The following is a 17496-nucleotide window of genomic DNA, read 5'->3' as shown; positions in this document are numbered from 1 at the left end:
TTTAACGCTTTTCATCTACTCTTCTTTCTAACAAGACGGGTAGATGAAACTGAATACTGCTCCTGCAATTTTCATTGATAGATATCGTTATTGAGAGATATTTAATCAATGGAAAGAAGTCAGAGAGAGTTGTAGCGATGATCACTAAGAGATATCGCAATTTAGGAGGAGGAAAGGACCACTACTTCATTAAACTGATTTGGAAGCATTGTTCAATAATTGATATTTTAAATTTAATAAATTGGAGGTCTAGATAAATGCAAATCTTTCCAAAAGGGAAATTAAATCCAGAGATTGCTCATTTTAAAGGCGAAAATTATATGGAAATATTGGCGAGTAATCAACAGTATAACCATGGCGTGGCGAATGTTACTTTTATGCCCGGTTCACGAACGGATTGGCATGCACACCATTTCGATCAGGTATTACTGATTTTATCTGGTCGTGGTTGGTTGCAGATTCAAGGACAACCAAGGCAATTGTTACAGGCTGGTGATAGTTTTACTATTCCTGCTGATGTCTGGCATTGGCATGGTGCGACTGATGATAGTGAGTTTGTCCACATTGCTGTGGGTGCCGATCCTAATCCCTTGGCAACTGAATGGGGAAATCCAGTAGACTCATTCTAAGTATCGTTATGAATGCTTTTTTCTAATTTCATTCATTTTCAATGAGTATGTGGATTTTGAGGCGTCATATATTTTTGATGTAGACAAAAAAGGAGACTAACTACCAAAAATTGGTCGTTAATCTCCACTTTACAGAGTACAGTTTATTTGAATCTCAAAAAACTATTCTTTAGTAGTGGTCCCGAGATTAGTCTTGGGGCCTATTTTGTGTTGTTGATCTGGATTAGTATTTGTTTAATTGGGCCTTTGCTTTTGGTTCTTGCACTTTCACTAAGATCATTTTCGTGATTTCCATCAATAGAACGGCTGAAGTAGCTAAAGCGAGTGCTAAACCAATTTCCTTCAAAGCGAAGGCTGCAGGAATAGCAAAGACTTCACGCAATCCTGGTAACAATGTCAGACTGAATAGTCCGGCACAAACAAGTATCGCAAGCAGTACCATTTTATTGGAGAACAAACCAACCTGAACGGAAGTCTGTGTATTTGAACGAGCCGCAAAGGTTTGTAATGTCCGGCTCAAGATCAAGGTTGAGAAGGCCATCGCAACACCCATTTCAGCTGATTGCAGGTTTCCGATCCATTGGGCGGTGATTACGGCAATAGCGATCAAAATTCCACGATAGGTTACAGAAATCAATGTCTTCCCAGTGAAGATCCCGCTATCTGGATCACGTGGCTGACGTCTCATAATCGTCGGCTCCGCTTTTTCCATCCCTAAGGCAATTGCTGGCAGTGAGTCATTGACTAGGTTGATAAATAGTAGCTGTAGAGCCGTGAAGGGGTTCGCCCAGCCAATTGCTAAGGCGAAGACGATCGCAATGATCGCGCCTAAGTTTCCAGCAAATAGATAAGCCACAGCTTTTTTGATATTATCAAAAACATTTCGTCCAACTTCAACTGCTTTAATGATCGAGGCAAAGTTATCGTCAGTCAAGACCATCGCGGCAGCATCCTTCGCAACATCCGTTCCGGTTCCCATCGCAATCCCGATATCCGCCTGTTTCAAAGCAGGGGCATCATTGACGCCGTCACCAGTCATAGCAGAAATTTTTCCCTTATCCTGCCAAGCTCGGACAATCCGGATTTTGTTTTCCGGTGAAACACGCGCATAAACAGTAATTTGCTCCAATTGATCCGCTAGTTCGGCGTCACTCAACTGATCTAATTCAGCGCCCGTCAAGGCCATGTCTCCTTGCTGGAAAATCCCGATCTCTTTAGCGATAGCGACAGCAGTTGTCTTGTGGTCACCAGTGATCATCACTGTCTGAATACCTGCTGAGTTGGCATCAGCGACCGCTTGGAAAACTTCTTCCCGCGGCGGATCGATCATTGCTAGTAAACCGACCAAAACAAGATTTTCTTCATCAGCCAACGTTAGTTCATCAGTTGTCACTTCTTTATAAGCAAAGGCTAAAACACGCAGTGCCCGTTCAGAAAAGGCTTCGTTTTGTTTTTGGAAACGCGATTTCAGCTCTGGAGTAAAATCAACGACTTGCCCATCAAGCAAGACTTTCGAGCTGCGTTCAAAGACGATATCAGGACCGCCTTTCGTCACCATTGTTTTTTGTTGATCGATCGTATGAAGCGTCGACATTAATTTCCGATCAGAATCAAAAGGCAGTTCTGCTTCACGGGGATACTTCTCCCGCAATTCACGGTACGATTGATTTTGTTCTTCGCTATAGTCGATCAATGCGATTTCAGTTGGATCACCTAGTTTTGTTCCATCTTCACTGATCGTTGCGTCATTGGCAAGAACGCTGATCTCGATCAACCGTTGCTCATCGGCTTCCCATTGCTTTGGATCACTTGAAAATTCTCCGCTTTGTCCATCAGCTAAGAAGTGATCTACGACAGTCATTTTGTTTTGAGTCAGCGTACCTGTTTTGTCAGTACAAATAATACTTGTTGAGCCTAATGTCTCTACAGCGGGCAGCTTGCGAATAATCGCATGTTGTTTCGCCATTTTCTTTGTTCCTAATGAAAGGACAATCGTGACGATTGATTGCAGCGCTTCGGGAATCGCAGCTACCGCAACCGCAACAGCGAACATAAAGGCATTAACGATGTCTTGTGTCATATCGGCTGAACCGTCTAAGAAGACACGCAGTAATTGAACACCTAAGATCACTAAAGATAGAACTAAGATCGCAATACTTAATTTCTTACTGAAACGATCCAATCCGCGTTGCAGTGGTGTTTTTTGTTCAGTCGTTGATTCTAGTAAACCAGCGACCTGACCAATCTCAGTTTCACTACCAGTAGCAGTTACTAAGAATTTTCCACGACCATACGTAACGATCGTTCCGCTGAAGACCATATTGACACGATCACCAATCGGTACATCATTGTTCAATGTTGTGATCTCTTTTTCAGCAGGGGTCGATTCACCGGTCAACATGCCTTCATCGACCTTCAGCGAACCTGCCTCTAATAATCGACCATCGGCGGGCACGTAATCTCCAGCTTCCAGAATAACGATGTCGCCAGTCACAATATCTTTAGCAGGAATACTTTGCTCTTGTCCTCCACGAAGAACGCTGGCATCTGGTGCAGAAAGCTTTTTCAACGCATCCAGGGAACCCTCAGCTTTTTTCGTCTGAATGACACTAACGACCGAGTTCAATAGAAGTACTGCAAATATGACGATTGATTCGACATGAGCGCCCATAATCATCTGAACGACAGCAACGATCAACAGCACGATCACCATTGCGTCTTTGAAGGTTTCAAAAAATAAGGTCAGCGAGGATTTCTTCTTCGCTTCTTTTAGTTGGTTTGGACCATTTTCCTGCAGTCGTTTTTGGGCTTCTGCTGGACTTAATCCTTCTGGCGCAGTGTTCAAGTCTTTCATTAATCCATTTGTTTCATGTTGGTACGCGTGTTTTGTCAATTTATATCCCCCAATAATTTTTATTTCACTTGATTTGGTGCTTTTGCAGTTGATATCGTTATACGCGTATGATTTACTAACCCGTTAATAGAGGCTAGCTCAATACTTACGAAATCATTTTTTCAAAAAACGAAAAAATGAGCTTATTTTCGTACGCATATCATTCTACTAACCTGCTAAAGCAGGAAGTAGAACTGACAAAACAGAAAGAGACCCAAGGCAAGTGTTTAAACTTGTCTTAGGTCTCACCATTTCATACGATACCAGAAAACCATTACTGGTTAACTTACTGTTGATATCACAACAACAACGTTGCCGGTTACTCCCCTAAGGAGTTATTAATATGTTTAAATCTTAACGGAAATGATTTTTGATTGCAAGAAAAATGCTAGTTCTACTAAATAAAGTCATCAAATAAGTTAGAAAAGCCTTGATAGTCTCGATTTTTCTGAAGTTATTTAATTTTTCTTAAGCGACTATTTTCCGGCAATGATCGTTTTGATTGTACTTTCGTCCAAACCTTTTAAAACTTGGATCAGCATTTCCCGAGCGGCATCAAAATCAGCGATGCTGAACATCGTTTGGTGGGTGTGAATATAGCGTCCACAAACACCAATCACAGTACTTGGAATTCCTTCGTTCGCAGTATGCGCGGCACCTGCATCAGTTCCGCCTTTAGAAACAAAGTATTGATAAGGGATGTTGTGAGTTTCGGCAGTATCCAGTAAATATTCCCGCAAACGAGGAAGCAGGATCATGCCGGGATCTTGGATACGCAAGAGCGTTCCTTCACCTAAATGACCGAAAGTTCCGTTGGTTGTCACTAAATCATCCGCTGCAGAGCAGTCTACCGCGAAAAATAGATCAGGTTGGAATTTTGTAACGGCTGGTTTTGCCCCACGCAAGCCAACTTCTTCTTGAACGTTGGCACCAGCGATCAAGGTGTAATCCAATGTTTCTTTTTGTAATGCCTCTAAGGCTTCTAGCACCACGGTACAACCGTAACGGTTATCCCAAGCTTTACTGATAATATTTTTTCCATTTGCAGTTTTAACTGTTTCGGTTTGGGGAACGATCGTATCACCTGGCAAAACGCCGTACGCCAATGCTTCCTCTTTTGATTCAAAGCCGGCATCAAACAGGATATCCTCAACTTTGATTTGACCCTGTCCACTGGTTCCACGCAATAAATGCGGCGGCACGGAAGAGGAGATACACGGATAGTTTCCTTTGCTGGTTTTTAGAGTAAATCGTTGAGCAGAAACGACATAAGGATTCCAGCCGCCTAGAGGTACGACCTTAAATAATCCGCGTGAAGTGATCTCTGTCAGCATGAAGCCAACTTCGTCCATGTGAGCAGCTACCATGACACGTGGTTTGTTTTCCTCAGCTTGACGCAGACCAAAAATACCGCCCAAACCATCTTGCTGCACATCATCAACTAATGGTGTAATAGCTGATCGCATGTAACTGCGAATATCTTCCTCAAAGCCGCTGGTTCCTTGCAGCTCAGTTAATTCTTTGATTCGTTGAAATGCTTTTTCTTCCATCAATGGTCCTCCTCAAATGTTAAAATCCGTTCTCATTATAAGCCTTTGGTACCTGAAAATAAATTAATTCAAAGTCAAGAAATTTTTGATTGCTTTTTTCTTGTGCATCGCCGAAAGTCGACTCAATGATTTCAGCTAGTTTTGCTGGGGAAAAATCATCGGCAAAATATTCCTGGAAAAATTCACGACTGATATCCTCTTGCTTTGTGTAGGAGAAAATTTTTGTGTGATATGAAATACCCAACTCGTTAAGAAATATTTTATAGCGATCATTTAATAATAAATCAGGATTCTTGTCCTCGTAGGAAGAGAAGAGTTGATCTTCATCTTTTACGACTCGCAGAATTAGACACCAATTTTTACTGACTTGGCAGAAATCAAGGAAATCTGTTTTTGTCTGTAAAACAGGATTCATCGCGGTAAAAGCAATGTCATAACTATGTTTGTTCAGATGTAAAAACGTTTTTTGATCTTGCTTGATTAGTTGAACATTTTCCCCAGCTTTCGTTCCAGCCAGCTTCAGCATTTCCTTTGAGATATCCACGAGGTCATACTTTTTAACGTATTTTTGGAAGGCTGTTAAGTAACGACCTGTCCCGCCAGCGAGATCCAAAAAGGACTGGCAAGGAAGGATGTTTTCCTCTAGTAAAAAGTCCCGCAGATCTTTCGCGATCGGAAATGTTGATTCTTGTTGGATGGCTTCATACTCTTCGGCGAATTCATCCCAAAATGTTTCGAGTTCATTCAAATAGTCAGACATAAGAACCTTCTTTCTAAACGTTGATCGTCTCCAGTATACACGTCAAAAATAGAAATTTGAAATTTGATGGATGTAACCAAAGTAAAAAAAAACCTATCCTCACGGCCTCGTATTCGAAGCAAGTGGGATAGGTAAAAATGTTTGCTTTCTATTCTAATTTTTGCTGTTCGCGCTTGGCGATCATTGGCAAAATCATGCCCAACAGGATCAAGACGATCGGTGTAACGATATTTGTGAACAGCTGAAACATCCAAGAACTAGGATCGGCTGCATAATCCACTTTCGGCAGCATACCTAGGATACAAGCTAGGATAGTGAAGGCAAAACACCAGAATCCAACGAGGAAACCCAGCTTCGGATTTTTAATGAACTTGTATTCCGATTTGAATTTTTTATATTGAACATTCAGCATCATATAGGCGAAGAACACCCAGATATAACGCATCGGCATCACGATGGAATTCAGATTAGTCAACCATTGGACCAAGATACTCATACTCTTGATTCCGAAAATTGGCAGAATGATAATGATACTAACGAGAATCCCCGTCAATAAATAGCCATTAATCAACGTGCCATTTTTATTTTTCTTCCGCAGCCATTGAGGCACGTATTCTGGATCGGCATCGGAAAGTAAGATTTTTAACGGCGCATCGATGGAGAAGGCTAGCGCGGAGGACTGCACAGCTGTTTGTGCTAATCCATAGATAATCATTAAAATATTACCTACACCTAGATGATTGCCGAGAATTTGGAAGGCACTATAAGCGCCATTCGCCATCAAATCATCGGGAATATTGTTGCTGTCAAACAGCATTCCCATGGCAACAGAGCCAAGAACGGCGCTAATCCCGATCATAGTTGCCATAAAGATCATAGCTTTTGGAAAGTTTTTCGTAGGACGATCGATCGAGTTGACATAAGGCGATATTTTCTCCGCCCCACCCACCGCAAAGACCAGCATCGAAATCGTCGCGAAATAGCCTAGATTGAAATTAGGAATGTAGGTTTTAAGACTACCCATATCTGGTGTCGCAACTTTGAATGATGGATCAATAAATGGAACGGCTACAGCTAAAATGATGAATAAGATTGACATGACCAACATTCCTGATCCAGCCACACTTCCAATGACTTTCAAGGTGGTCAGTCCTTTGGTAGAGAGGAATAAAAAAATCAAGAAAATAATTAAAGAAATGATAGCGACGATTTGGACACTCATGTCTGTTGCTACTTCACCATTTCCCTTGAACACCCAACCGAGAGCAATCAATACAGATTGCGGCTTCTGAGCTAGATAGGTGATGTGGACGACCCAATACGTCCATGCCGCATAATAAGCGATCTTCCTTTTTCCAGTTGTTTCTTTGACCCAGGAGCTGACCCCGCCGGAGCTCGTTTTAAAGGTGGAACCTAATTGACCGACGATCAACGCATAGGGAATAAAATACAGCAACATAATCAATATCCATGAAACAACGACGGAAATTCCTTGTTGTGCGTAATTGTTGACGACATTGCCAAAACCCCAGACCATACTAAAAGCAATCATTGATACAGTGAACCAGCGGATCTTTTTATCAGTCATTTGTTTTCTTCCCTTCTCTCTAAGTTCAAAACTTCACATGACTAAAAATACAAACGCTTTCATACCTTATTTAAGTATAGAGAATTGGTAATAAAAATTTATCTACTTAACAGATTTCTAATTCACTTTTTTTTAATTATCATATTCGTTTCATTTTTGTCTTTTTGCATGAGTCCTAAGAATGATAAAATGACCTTTGGAAAGAGGTGTAGAGATGGAAATTAAACGAAGTGATAGAGAGGCGCTAATGCCCTTTTTAGATAACATTTTTGAGCAGCAGTACGAAGCACAATTTGCGAACAATATGCCAGAATCAACAGAAGAAACGTGGGCTTTCGGTGCATGGATCGAAGGACAATTAGCGGGTGCTATTGTGGGCAAGCGTCAATATGATACGTTACATATCTCTTTGTTGGGAGTTGATGACACGTATCAGAAATTGGGCATCGGCTCCAAATTGATGCAGGAGATGGAAGAGCAAGCGATTCAAGAGAAGGTTATAACGATCACCTTGACGACGAAAGCATACCAAGCACTAGGCTTCTATTTAAAGAACGGATTTGAAGTTTTTGGTGAATTGGCAGATGTTCCGATGGTCGGTACAACGAAATATTATTTGGTCAAAAGAATAAGCAGGTGAGTGTAGTTTTCCACTCGCCTGCTTTATTTTAAAAGTAATAGTATTGTACGACCATGATGATGATCAAAACGATAATTCCCGGTAAATAATTCGAGACACGGATTTTGGTCAGCTTCATGATGTTCAAGCCGATCGCTAAGATCATCAGACCACCGATCGCACTGATCTCAGTCATGATGCTGTCTAATAATTCTGGTGGTAAATAGCGGACAATAAAGCTGGCAAAAATAGTGATGATTCCTTGATAGATCAAGACGGGAAAAGCGGAAAATAGCACGCCGATGCCTAACGATGCTGTCAACATAATCGACATGAAACCATCCATGACTGCTTTAGTAAATAAGGTCTGGTGGTTGCCAGCTACGCCACTTTCAATCGCCCCAATGATACCCATTGAGCCAATCACATAAATTAAAGTGGCCGTCACGAAACCCTCCGCGAAATTGCCGTTACCACGGGCAAACCGTTTTTCTAACAGCAAGCCTAAATGAGTCATGGAATCCTCAATTTTTAAAAATTCACCGATCATTCCGCCTAAACAAATACTGATAATGATAACCGTAAAAGAAGTGGTCTGCATCGACATTTGGATCGCCAAAGCAATCGTTCCCAAGGCGATTCCCTTGGTCACCGTTTCTTTCGTTTGCTCAGTAATATTTCGTAAAACAATCCCAGATAAACTCCCCGCAACAATTGCCAGAAAGTTGACAAATGACCCCAACAACAACATAACCTTCACCCGTTTCTATGAAATTCATTAGAAAATAATTAAACCTTGTTTAGCACTCATCTTACCACGAGTGGAATTTTTTTTGAATAGGAATAAAAAAACTGCAAACAACTTCTATCAAAAGAAGTGTTTACAGTCTATTGGGCAAATGATTATTGCGCGGTCTTTTCACGTTCTCGTTTGGCTAAGGTTGGCATAATAAATCCCAAACCAATTAACACGACGATGCCGACAATATTAATGATCAGTTCGTGCCAGAACAAACTAGAGCCATAAGGGGCATCCTGCGGCAGGATACCGAACAAAGTAGCAATGACGGTAACCGCTAGACACCAGCCGCCAACAAAGACGGCCATCCGATCATTTTTGATAAAGACATAATCTGATTGAAATTTTTGACTATCTAGACGAATCCGAATAAAGGCGTAGAAAATCCAACATGTGACACCGGGAGAAATAATGCCGTTTAGATTTAACAGCCAGTTGAAGATGTCATTCATCTCAGGTAAGAAGACGCCTAACAATAGAATGAAGGCACTCAAAGCAGTCGTTAAAATATACCCATTGATGGGTAACCCATCCGCGTTCAGCTTGGTTAGTTTCTTCGGCATGAACTGTTTACCGGTATCGGAGATCAGCATGCGGGTCATGGCGTCTAGCAGGACAGCTAGCAGGGCACACATATAGATAATTTGCGTGACTGCAAAAACGTACATCAAGGAGTTGCCTAAATGGAAGAATTCTCCTAAACGCTGAAAGGCATAATACGAGCCATTCATTTTTAGATTATTTGGCAAATGATGAGCGTTAAAGAAGACACCTAAAGAAAATGAACCAAAGACCGTTAAGAAGATGGTCATCACCGTCAGCATGATCATCGCTTTTGGAAATTCCCTTTGCGGCTTGCGCATCCGGGTCACGAATGGAGCAACTAGTTCCGCACCATTAATGGCATAGATCAACAGCCCGATCGTGGTTAGATAATGGAGATCAAATTTCGGAATGACCGCCCCCAGATTCATCGGCTGTGTTTCAATGTGCCCATTTGGCATAAATAGGGAAGCGAAGGTCATGAAGACGAACAAAATCGCCATGATGAACATGGCCCCGCCGCCCAGAGTACTCAATACTTCCAACGATTTTTTAAAATGGCGCTGCAGGAAAATGAAGGCTAAAAAGACACAAAAGGTCAATAGCGCGAACATCGAATTAGACATTTTGTCTTCCATTGAATCGTTGCCGTTTACTAGCCAGCCGAAGCCGACGACGACAGCATTTGCGGTATCGACGACGTAAGGGATCGACGCCGCCCAATAAGTCCATGCTGTGAAATAACCCAAGCGATCACCGCTAGTTCCTCGAACCCATGAGGTCAGTCCACCACCTTCATGGTTAAAAACCGATCCCAACTGTCCAACCATCAGCGAGTAAGGAATCACATATAATAGCAGTAAAATTATCCAAGAAGTAATGACCCCTAAGCCCTGGTTGGCAAAGTTATAAATAATATCATCAAATCCGATGACGGTGACAAACGACATCATGGCAAGCACAGGCCATGAGATAAAACTTTTCTTTTCCTCGATCATATAAAATGCTCCTTCAAAATAGTTTAGGCAAATGATTTCGTCAGAGCTAATGATGGAGGCTTATTTCGATACCCCACGAAGATCCCCTTTCTGTTCACAAAATACGATCTATCATCCCATAAAAATATAAATAATGCCAACAAAAAACTGTTTTTCATTGATAGTTTAGCATAGATTCATTTTTGGGACAGAATCCGCCATTTGGAAGCTCTTTCTGTTCAATCCCGATTTTTTTGGCTATACTGGTATAGTAGAAAAGGAGGGCGTTCATATGAATGAATTTTTAGCCGAAGAAGAAGAGAAATCAGAAGAAAAAAATCCGATGATGTTAAAATTGTTGAAGCAACGGACAATTTTGATTTATGGTGAGATCAATCAAGATCTGGCAAAGACAGTGACGGAACAATTGCTTTATTTATCCGCAGTTAGTGACGAACCGATTACGATGTTTATCAACAGTCAAGGAGGTCACGTAGAGTCTGGCGACACCATCCATGATATGATCCGCTTCATTAAACCAAAGGTAAAAGTAATCGGAACCGGTTGGGTAGCAAGTGCTGGGATTACGATTTATTTAGCAGCGGATAAAAGAAATCGTTATAGCCTGCCGAATACTCGCTACATGATCCATCAACCAGCTGGCGGCGTTCAAGGTCAATCGACGGAGATCCAGATCGAAGCCAAAGAAATTTTGCGCATGCGTAAACGGGTGAACAAATTGATCGCTAAAGCAACTGGTCAAACACTGGAACAAATCGAAAAAGATACGGATCGTAATTTCTGGTTATCAGCAGAAGAAGCCAAAGATTACGGCATCGTCGGTAAAATTGTTGAATCTGACACAGCAATCAAATAGTAAAAAGTGATCGTGACTGCTATCAATCAGATTGGCAGAAACAATAGTGAGCACCTAAAGCAGAATGAATTTCTGTTTTAGGTGTTTTTTTGTTTAGCAGAACAGCCAGCGAAATAATTACCGTTTTTAGGTTTAAAAGAAATAAAAACAGCAAACTAGAGTGAATGATCATTTTTCGTGAGTCATTTTCCTACTTTTGAGAAAAACCGATAGACAAGAAAATGTGAATCTGCTAATGTTAGAAGAAAAATAAATTTTGATGTGAAAATTTTAAGGAGGAACAAATTTGGGTGCTAAATTAAAAGAGTTATTAGGATTGCCTTCTTTGCGTGAAGCTCAACTAATGAGTGGACAAAATTGCTTAAATCAAACGGTGACATCCTTGTCTTTCTTGGATATTTCAGATATGGATGATTATGCGGCTTTGCTTGAAACCAATGAATATCACTCCGGTGAGCTGGCACTGACTTCTTTTTTCAACATCAAAGACGACGTAACGAAGCAATGCGAAACGATTCGTCGGTTACATAAAATGGGCGAGATGGGGATCATTCTCTATTACGTAGGGATCGTGGTCCCCAAGCTATCATCCAAAGTGATCCAGACGGCTGAGGAGTTAGATTTTGTGATCATTCAAATGCCGAAAAATCAAAGTCAGATTCGCTACAGCGAGGTGATCGTTGAGGTCACGGCAGAAATTTTGAAGGCTCGTCCAACAGAAAACATCGTTAATGAAGTTCTAGAAAAGGCCTCGCTGCTGCCGGAGCATCTGCGGACTGTGGAAGTGACTTTACGGCTGCTTTCCGATCTTTTGCGCACCAACATCATTTTGACCAATCCAGATAATGAAGTGATCAATCAGATCAAATGGCCGCGAAATTCTTCCGTTGATCTGGAAAGATTGCTGCGTCGAGTCGTAGTAGAGGATGGCAAGCAAGTAGAAAAAAATGATTTTGGGATTTTTTACAAGGAGCTTTACCACAAGGAAAATGGCGTCCTGCGTTTTTATTTATTGAAGGAGCATGAGCTATTGACCGAAGCCGAGTGTGGACAATCGGTCGAGCTGCTTCAAGTCACGATGAATTTGTGGGGCAAGAAGCATGGTGAAGTCAGCGAGTACGCCTTGGTGCAGGCCATCTTGAATGATGAAAGCGAAAAAATGTATCGCTTAGCCAATCATTTGAAGATCGATGTCAAAGGGATCGGTCTGATGTGGCTGCTGCAATTAAATGATCTTAGAGAAGAAAAGAAGCTGAAGGAAGATATTCTGGCGTATGCCTCCAAGTTTTACAAAACGTGTGTGGCCCAATTAATTGATGATCAGCTGATCGTATTACTAGGAAATTACTGCCATAATGATTCCGAATTGGAGCTGGGAGAAGCCTACCTTCAGGCCAGTCCTTATCAGGACTCGATCGACAGTATCGTCTTGTGTCCACGACTGCGTAATACTACGGATGTGCGAATGACCTATCAATTAGTCAATAAAGTCGCGTTGCAGCTGCCGAAGTTATTCCATGGAAAGAAGAGCTTTTCCATCAGCGAGATTCGCCAGGTCGCCTATGCCACTAAGCTGATCCAAGCTGGGGAAGCCGAAGTGGAAGAAACCTTGAGTGTATTAGCACCAATTATGGATAGCAAGGAGCAACTGATGACGTTGTGCAGCTTTCTGTTGGATGCTGGCGCTGATTTTCAAGTATGCAGCGAGCAGCTGTTTATCCATAAAAACACGGTGAAGTATCGGATCAAAAAAATCAGTGAGGCCTTAGGCTACAATGTCATGCGTTTCTCTGAGAGCTACGAATGCTACGTTGCCTGCTTGACCTATCGTTTGATCAGCTTGTAAAAACATAGTAACAGCGACCCGAGAATGTGGGCCGCTTTTTTTTGTCAGTTCCGCTTTTCGCAGTGTAAAAAGATTGAGAGATGTTCATTAGATAAGAAAATTGATGATTGTGCTGTTTAGCGGAATGGTATGCAAGACGAAACTCAAATACCTTATAATAGCGCTAATAACGCATCAATGTCCGCTTCCTTTGTAGCCCAGCTAGTCGCAAAACGAATCACCGTATGGGTGTCATCGTACTGTTCCCAGAAACCAAAGGCCACAGATTTTTTCAGTTCTTCCATTTGGCTATTCTCCAGGATGATGAACTGCTGATTGGTAGGCGATTCCAAATAGAAGCGGTAATTTTTTTCAGCCAGTCCTTTTTTCAAGCGCATCGCCATGTCGATCGCATGCTTACTGATCTCAAAATACAACTGATCCGTAAATAAAGTGTCGAATTGCAGTCCCAGCAGTCGTCCTTTGGCTAACAGTGCGCCCTGTTGTTTCATATGAGCGATAAAATATTCTGGTAAATTATTTTTCGTAAAAACGATAGCTTCTCCTAATAAAGCTCCGACTTTGGTCCCGCCGATATAAAAGACATCACAGTATTCCGCGATCAGCGGCAAGGTCAAGTCCGATTCTGGACTGGCTAGCCCATAGCCTAAACGGGCACCATCCATAAAGAGCGGGATTTTATATTCGCGACAGACTTCAGAGATGTTTTTCAATTCTTCTTTGGAATACAAGGTGCCATACTCTGTTGGATGAGATAAGTAGACCATTCCCGGGAAAACCATGAACTCGCGATTATCATCTGCCCAAAATTGCTCAAGGTAATTCCGAATCTGCTGTGCGGAAATTTTTCCATTGTTTTGCGGCAGACTCAACACCTTATGCCCAGAAAATTCGATCGCGCCTGTTTCATGGGTTGTGATGTGTCCTGTTTCAGGAGCGATCACGCCTTCGATCTTTTTCAATAAAGAGGCGATGACTAACGCATTGGTCATTGTGCCGCCAGCGATGAAATAGACATCTGCCTCAGGGCATAAACAGGCTTGTCGAATTTTTTCGACAGCGGAAGCTGAATACTTATCTCGACCATAGCCACTTAGTTTTTCTTCATTGGTTTCAAGTAAACGCTGTAGAATCTTTTCATGGGCACCTTCTAAATAATCGCTTTCAAAATTTAACATAAAGAGCTCCTTCCGTTGCTGTTTCGTTCTATTGTATTGTAGCAGATTGGAAGGTGGCGAAAATAGAGAAAAAGGCATGCGAACCAAAATTGTTCACATGCCTTGTCGAAATTATAGTTCAATTGTTTCTCCAACAGCCATGACTTTACCGACATTCTCCGGCAAAAGCTTAATAAATGCTTCCGGATCTTGTTTGATGACTGGGAAAGTATTGTAATGAATCGGTACGACTTGCTTAGCCTTTAAACGTTTAGCTGCACTGGCTGCTTCTTCAGGTCCCATCGTGAAATTATCGCCGATCGGCAGGAAGGCGATATCGATACCAAAGGCTTCACCAAAGAGTGCCATGTCGCCGAAGTTTGAGGTATCACCAGCATGATAGATCGTTTTTCCTTCTGCTTGTACAATAAAGCCAGCTGGTTCTCCCATATAAATCATCTGTCCATCTACTTCGTACCCTGAGCTGTGTTGGGCGTGGACCATTTTCACGCGACCGAAAGGAAAATCAAATTTGCCCCCGATGTTCATGCCATGGGTCTTTTTCACACCGTTGTTCTCAGCGAAGCTGCAAATTTCGACATTGCTGATAACCGTGGCATCGTTGCGCTTTGCGATCGGAACCATGTCACCAATGTGGTCACTGTGTCCATGGGTGATCAAGAGCCAATCTGTTTCCACTTCATCAGCTGTTAAATCAGTCAAGGAATTCCCTGTAATAAATGGATCGAACAAGACTTTTTGACCATCTTCCATAGTGATTGATAAAACTGAGTGACCATGATAAGTAATTTTCATATCACATTCCTCTCTTTCTACATAATCATTATATCGAAGACCGCCGATATAATGTAAGCTTTTGCTTTACACTGAAATCAGATAAACTATAAGAAAGATATAGAATACGGAGGGAAAAGTATGCAACTGATGATTGATCCGAAAGTGAAAGAACAAGGCGTATCAATAGCTTACAGTGTCATCGAGTTTAAAAATGACGCTCACAATGAAAAACTCTGGCAGGATATACTAAATCCATTGCTTAGAGAAATTGAATTGAATGATACCTTGGATACCATCAAGGAAGATCCGCAAATAACTGCAACCAAAAAAATCTATCGCGTTTTAGGAAAAGACCCTGCTCGTTTTCGACCTTCATCAGACAGTTTATGGCGACGGGTCGTTCAGAAAAAAGGACTCTATCAGATCAATGCACTAGTTGATTTGAATAATTACTTCTCATTAAAATGGAAGCTGCCTTTTGGTGCCTACGATTTAAAAAAGGTCTCGGAACCGATCCAATTAACAGTGGGAGCAGCAGAGGCGCGGTATGCCGGGATCGGCAACAAATCCGTCAATATTGAGAATCTGTTGGTATTATCTGACGAAGCAGGACCATTCGGTAGTCCAACAGCGGATTCGACACGAGGAATGATCGCTGAAGAGACGACACGGGCTTTACTGGTTGGCTATCAATTTGAGGATGAAACGGTGGTTGATCAAGCAGAAGTAAAAGCGGTTTTAGGGAATTACCTGTCTGATTGCCAAGTTATTGAACAAGGGGTCATTTAATAAAACGAGGCAAAATTTCTGCCTCGTTTCTTATTCCCAATTTTTACAAACATCGATCCATTGTTTGAATTGCGTGTATTTTTCTAATTCTGGAATCGTTAATTCAATCGCGTTGTTTGAATCGCCGCAAGCGGGAAAGACGCTCTCGAAGCGTTTCAAGGATTCGTCTAGATACACGTCGATCCCTTTGTTGATCCCAAAAGGACAAACACCGCCGACTGGATGACCGATGATTGCTTCTACCTCATCGGCTTTCAGCATCAACGCTCGTTCGCCAAAAGCGGCTTTGAATTTTGGGTTATCGATCTTTGCATCCCCAGCAGTAACGATCAGGATACTTTTGTCGGCTTTTTTTAATTTGAAGGACAGTGTTTTTGCGATACGTTCTGGTGCACAGTTCAGTGCTTGTGCCGCCAATTCGACCGTAGCACTGGAGACGGGAAATTCTTGGATGCGCTCGGCCATTCCATATTGTGAGAAATATTTTTTTACAGCTTCAACAGACATACAGTTTCCTCCTTGTTTATTAACTAATAATGATACACGCTTTGCTGAAGGTAGTAAATGGTATTTGTTAGAATAGAAGAAGAGACGCTTACGGAAGGAATCAGAGATGAAAGAGGACAAGAAGAAATTATTAGCCAAAGTGGCTTACATGTATTATGAACAAGAATTGACCCAGGCTCAGATTGCTAAAGAATTAGCGATTTATCGGACAACAGTCAGCCGGATGTTGAGTCAGGCGAAATCAGCAGGTATCGTCGAGATCAAAATCAATCATTTTGATGCCAGTTTGTTTGAGCTGGAGGAACAGTTGAAGCACGCTTTTGACTTGACGGCGGTTGAATTGGTCCCGACCGAAAGTGATACGAGTGAAGAAGCCAAGGAAGAGCAATTGGCAGAATCAGCCGGCGCTTGGATTCGGCGTCAATTAGCTGATGAAATGGTTGTTGGCTTGTCTTGGGGTGCCAGTGTGGGGCGAGCGGTAAACAAGATCGATCAGAAACAATTATCAGGTGTTTCAGTCGTACCGGTAGTCGGCGGTCCAAGCCATATAAATTCCCGCTATCATGTCAATACCTTAGTCTATGAGTTGGCCCGCAAGCTAAACGGCAATAGTCTATTTGTTAATGCGACGGTGATTCAAGAAAGCAAAGAGCTCGCTGAAGGAATATTTAATTCGAAATATTTCCACGATTTAAAAGAATATTGGAAACGGCTGGACTTAGTCATCGTCGGTGTCGGTGGTCCCTTGAGCTACCATAAAAGTCAGTGGCGTGATCTGTTGTTGCCCGCCGATTATGAAGAATTGAAATTGCGGGAAGCGGTCGGGGATTGCTGCTGCCGCTTTTATGACGGAGAGGGGAAGCTGCTGAAGGGAGAGTTGAATCAGCGTACAATCGGTTTGACCTTGGATGAGTTAGCAGATGTCCCTCAGTCTGTGGGGATTGCTCGTGGTATCTCGAAAGCCCGCTCGATCGTTCCGCTGCTAAAAAAAGGCTATCTCAAAACATTGATCACCGATCAAGAGACCGCGCAAGAGATTTTACGACTAAATCAACGAAAGTAGTTTTTTTATGTAAAATGCACATTTGTGCGATTGTTCGAAAAGATTGATGGGCGAAAGGCTTGCTGTAAAGCTTTTCGCTTTTTTTGACGAGAGAGTGCGGA

Annotated in this window: 15 protein-coding genes; 6 read left to right on the top strand and 9 right to left on the bottom strand. The window is 42.0% G+C overall.

Features of this window, described 5'->3' with window-relative positions:
* Window positions 1–320 precede the first annotated feature (320 nt).
* Window positions 321–629: a cupin domain-containing protein gene (locus E6139_RS00720; protein ID WP_316401119.1), complete on the top strand. Its 309-nt coding sequence runs from the start codon at window positions 321–323 to the stop codon at window positions 627–629.
* A 223-nt stretch (window positions 630–852) separates the two neighbouring features.
* Here the strand turns inward: E6139_RS00720 and E6139_RS00715 are convergent, their stop codons facing one another.
* The 4 genes from E6139_RS00715 to E6139_RS00700 form a co-directional block, all read right to left on the bottom strand.
* The gene (locus E6139_RS00715; protein ID WP_316401118.1) at window positions 853–3522 is read right to left on the bottom strand and encodes a cation-translocating P-type ATPase; all 2670 of its coding nucleotides are present in this window, start codon (window positions 3520–3522) and stop codon (window positions 853–855) included.
* A 476-nt stretch (window positions 3523–3998) separates the two neighbouring features.
* Window positions 3999–5072 carry a glutamyl aminopeptidase gene (pepA, locus tag E6139_RS00710; RefSeq protein ID WP_316401117.1) on the bottom strand — a complete coding sequence of 358 codons (1074 nt, stop codon included), beginning with the start codon at window positions 5070–5072 and terminating at the stop codon, window positions 3999–4001.
* A gap of 19 nt (window positions 5073–5091) precedes the next feature.
* On the bottom strand, window positions 5092–5832 hold the full coding sequence (locus E6139_RS00705; protein WP_316401116.1) for a class I SAM-dependent methyltransferase: 741 nt from the start codon (window positions 5830–5832) through the stop codon (window positions 5092–5094).
* A 148-nt stretch (window positions 5833–5980) separates the two neighbouring features.
* Window positions 5981–7420: an amino acid permease gene (locus E6139_RS00700; RefSeq protein ID WP_316401115.1), complete on the bottom strand. Its 1440-nt coding sequence runs from the start codon at window positions 7418–7420 to the stop codon at window positions 5981–5983.
* A 214-nt stretch (window positions 7421–7634) separates the two neighbouring features.
* Between E6139_RS00700 and E6139_RS00695 the strand changes: the two genes are divergently transcribed.
* Complete coding sequence (locus E6139_RS00695) at window positions 7635–8060, top strand: GNAT family N-acetyltransferase (protein WP_316401114.1); 426 nt, start codon at window positions 7635–7637, stop codon at window positions 8058–8060.
* 28 nt (window positions 8061–8088) lie between these two features.
* On the opposite strand, the gene E6139_RS00690 is transcribed toward E6139_RS00695, so the two are convergent.
* Entirely contained in the window at window positions 8089–8790 is a 702-nt protein-coding gene (locus tag E6139_RS00690; protein WP_316401113.1) for a DUF554 domain-containing protein, read from the bottom strand.
* Between the two features lie 152 nt (window positions 8791–8942).
* Window positions 8943–10379 (bottom strand): amino acid permease, encoded by a 1437-nt coding sequence (locus E6139_RS00685; protein WP_316401112.1) that lies wholly within the window; start codon window positions 10377–10379, stop codon window positions 8943–8945.
* Window positions 10380–10650: 271 nt separating this feature from the next.
* On the opposite strand from E6139_RS00685, the gene E6139_RS00680 reads away from it, so the two are divergent.
* Window positions 10651–11235, top strand: a complete 585-nt coding sequence (locus tag E6139_RS00680) for an ATP-dependent Clp protease proteolytic subunit (protein ID WP_316401111.1) — start codon at window positions 10651–10653, stop codon at window positions 11233–11235.
* A 286-nt stretch (window positions 11236–11521) separates the two neighbouring features.
* On the top strand, window positions 11522–13081 hold the full coding sequence (locus tag E6139_RS00675; protein ID WP_316401110.1) for a PucR family transcriptional regulator: 1560 nt from the start codon (window positions 11522–11524) through the stop codon (window positions 13079–13081).
* A 152-nt stretch (window positions 13082–13233) separates the two neighbouring features.
* On the opposite strand, the gene E6139_RS00670 is transcribed toward E6139_RS00675, so the two are convergent.
* Window positions 13234–14259: a low specificity L-threonine aldolase gene (locus tag E6139_RS00670; protein WP_316401109.1), complete on the bottom strand. Its 1026-nt coding sequence runs from the start codon at window positions 14257–14259 to the stop codon at window positions 13234–13236.
* Window positions 14260–14370: 111 nt separating this feature from the next.
* Window positions 14371–15054 (bottom strand): metal-dependent hydrolase, encoded by a 684-nt coding sequence (locus E6139_RS00665; protein ID WP_316401108.1) that lies wholly within the window; start codon window positions 15052–15054, stop codon window positions 14371–14373.
* Between the two features lie 120 nt (window positions 15055–15174).
* Between E6139_RS00665 and E6139_RS00660 the strand changes: the two genes are divergently transcribed.
* Window positions 15175–15825, top strand: a complete 651-nt coding sequence (locus E6139_RS00660; RefSeq protein WP_316401107.1) for a B3/4 domain-containing protein — start codon at window positions 15175–15177, stop codon at window positions 15823–15825.
* 30 nt (window positions 15826–15855) lie between these two features.
* Here E6139_RS00660 and E6139_RS00655 read toward each other — a convergent pair whose 3' ends face one another.
* The gene (locus tag E6139_RS00655; RefSeq protein WP_316401106.1) at window positions 15856–16332 is read right to left on the bottom strand and encodes a YbaK/EbsC family protein; all 477 of its coding nucleotides are present in this window, start codon (window positions 16330–16332) and stop codon (window positions 15856–15858) included.
* A gap of 106 nt (window positions 16333–16438) precedes the next feature.
* On the opposite strand from E6139_RS00655, the gene E6139_RS00650 reads away from it, so the two are divergent.
* Window positions 16439–17395, top strand: a complete 957-nt coding sequence (locus tag E6139_RS00650; protein ID WP_316401105.1) for a sugar-binding transcriptional regulator — start codon at window positions 16439–16441, stop codon at window positions 17393–17395.
* Window positions 17396–17496 lie beyond the last annotated feature (101 nt).

Source organism: Enterococcus sp. (assembly GCF_032555305.1).
In the GTDB taxonomy this organism is placed as follows: Bacteria; Bacillota; Bacilli; order Lactobacillales; family Enterococcaceae; genus Enterococcus_A.
The sequence above is the reverse complement of the archived record's forward strand: the minus strand, read 5'-3'. Positions and strand labels throughout refer to the sequence as shown.

Coding starts and splice junctions, on each gene's coding strand:
- E6139_RS00720 (WP_316401119.1), top strand. CDS start 321: ATGGAAATATTGGCGAGTAATCAACAGTATAACCATGGCGTGGCGAAT.
- pepA (WP_316401117.1), bottom strand. CDS start 5,072: ATGGAAGAAAAAGCATTTCAACGAATCAAAGAATTAACTGAGCTGCAA.
- E6139_RS00705 (WP_316401116.1), bottom strand. CDS start 5,832: ATGTCTGACTATTTGAATGAACTCGAAACATTTTGGGATGAATTCGCC.
- E6139_RS00700 (WP_316401115.1), bottom strand. CDS start 7,420: ATGACTGATAAAAAGATCCGCTGGTTCACTGTATCAATGATTGCTTTT.
- E6139_RS00695 (WP_316401114.1), top strand. CDS start 7,635: ATGGAAATTAAACGAAGTGATAGAGAGGCGCTAATGCCCTTTTTAGAT.
- E6139_RS00690 (WP_316401113.1), bottom strand. CDS start 8,790: ATGTTGTTGTTGGGGTCATTTGTCAACTTTCTGGCAATTGTTGCGGGG.
- E6139_RS00685 (WP_316401112.1), bottom strand. CDS start 10,379: ATGATCGAGGAAAAGAAAAGTTTTATCTCATGGCCTGTGCTTGCCATG.
- E6139_RS00680 (WP_316401111.1), top strand. CDS start 10,651: ATGAATGAATTTTTAGCCGAAGAAGAAGAGAAATCAGAAGAAAAAAAT.
- E6139_RS00670 (WP_316401109.1), bottom strand. CDS start 14,259: ATGTTAAATTTTGAAAGCGATTATTTAGAAGGTGCCCATGAAAAGATT.
- E6139_RS00665 (WP_316401108.1), bottom strand. CDS start 15,054: ATGAAAATTACTTATCATGGTCACTCAGTTTTATCAATCACTATGGAA.
- E6139_RS00660 (WP_316401107.1), top strand. CDS start 15,175: ATGCAACTGATGATTGATCCGAAAGTGAAAGAACAAGGCGTATCAATA.
- E6139_RS00655 (WP_316401106.1), bottom strand. CDS start 16,332: ATGTCTGTTGAAGCTGTAAAAAAATATTTCTCACAATATGGAATGGCC.
- E6139_RS00650 (WP_316401105.1), top strand. CDS start 16,439: ATGAAAGAGGACAAGAAGAAATTATTAGCCAAAGTGGCTTACATGTAT.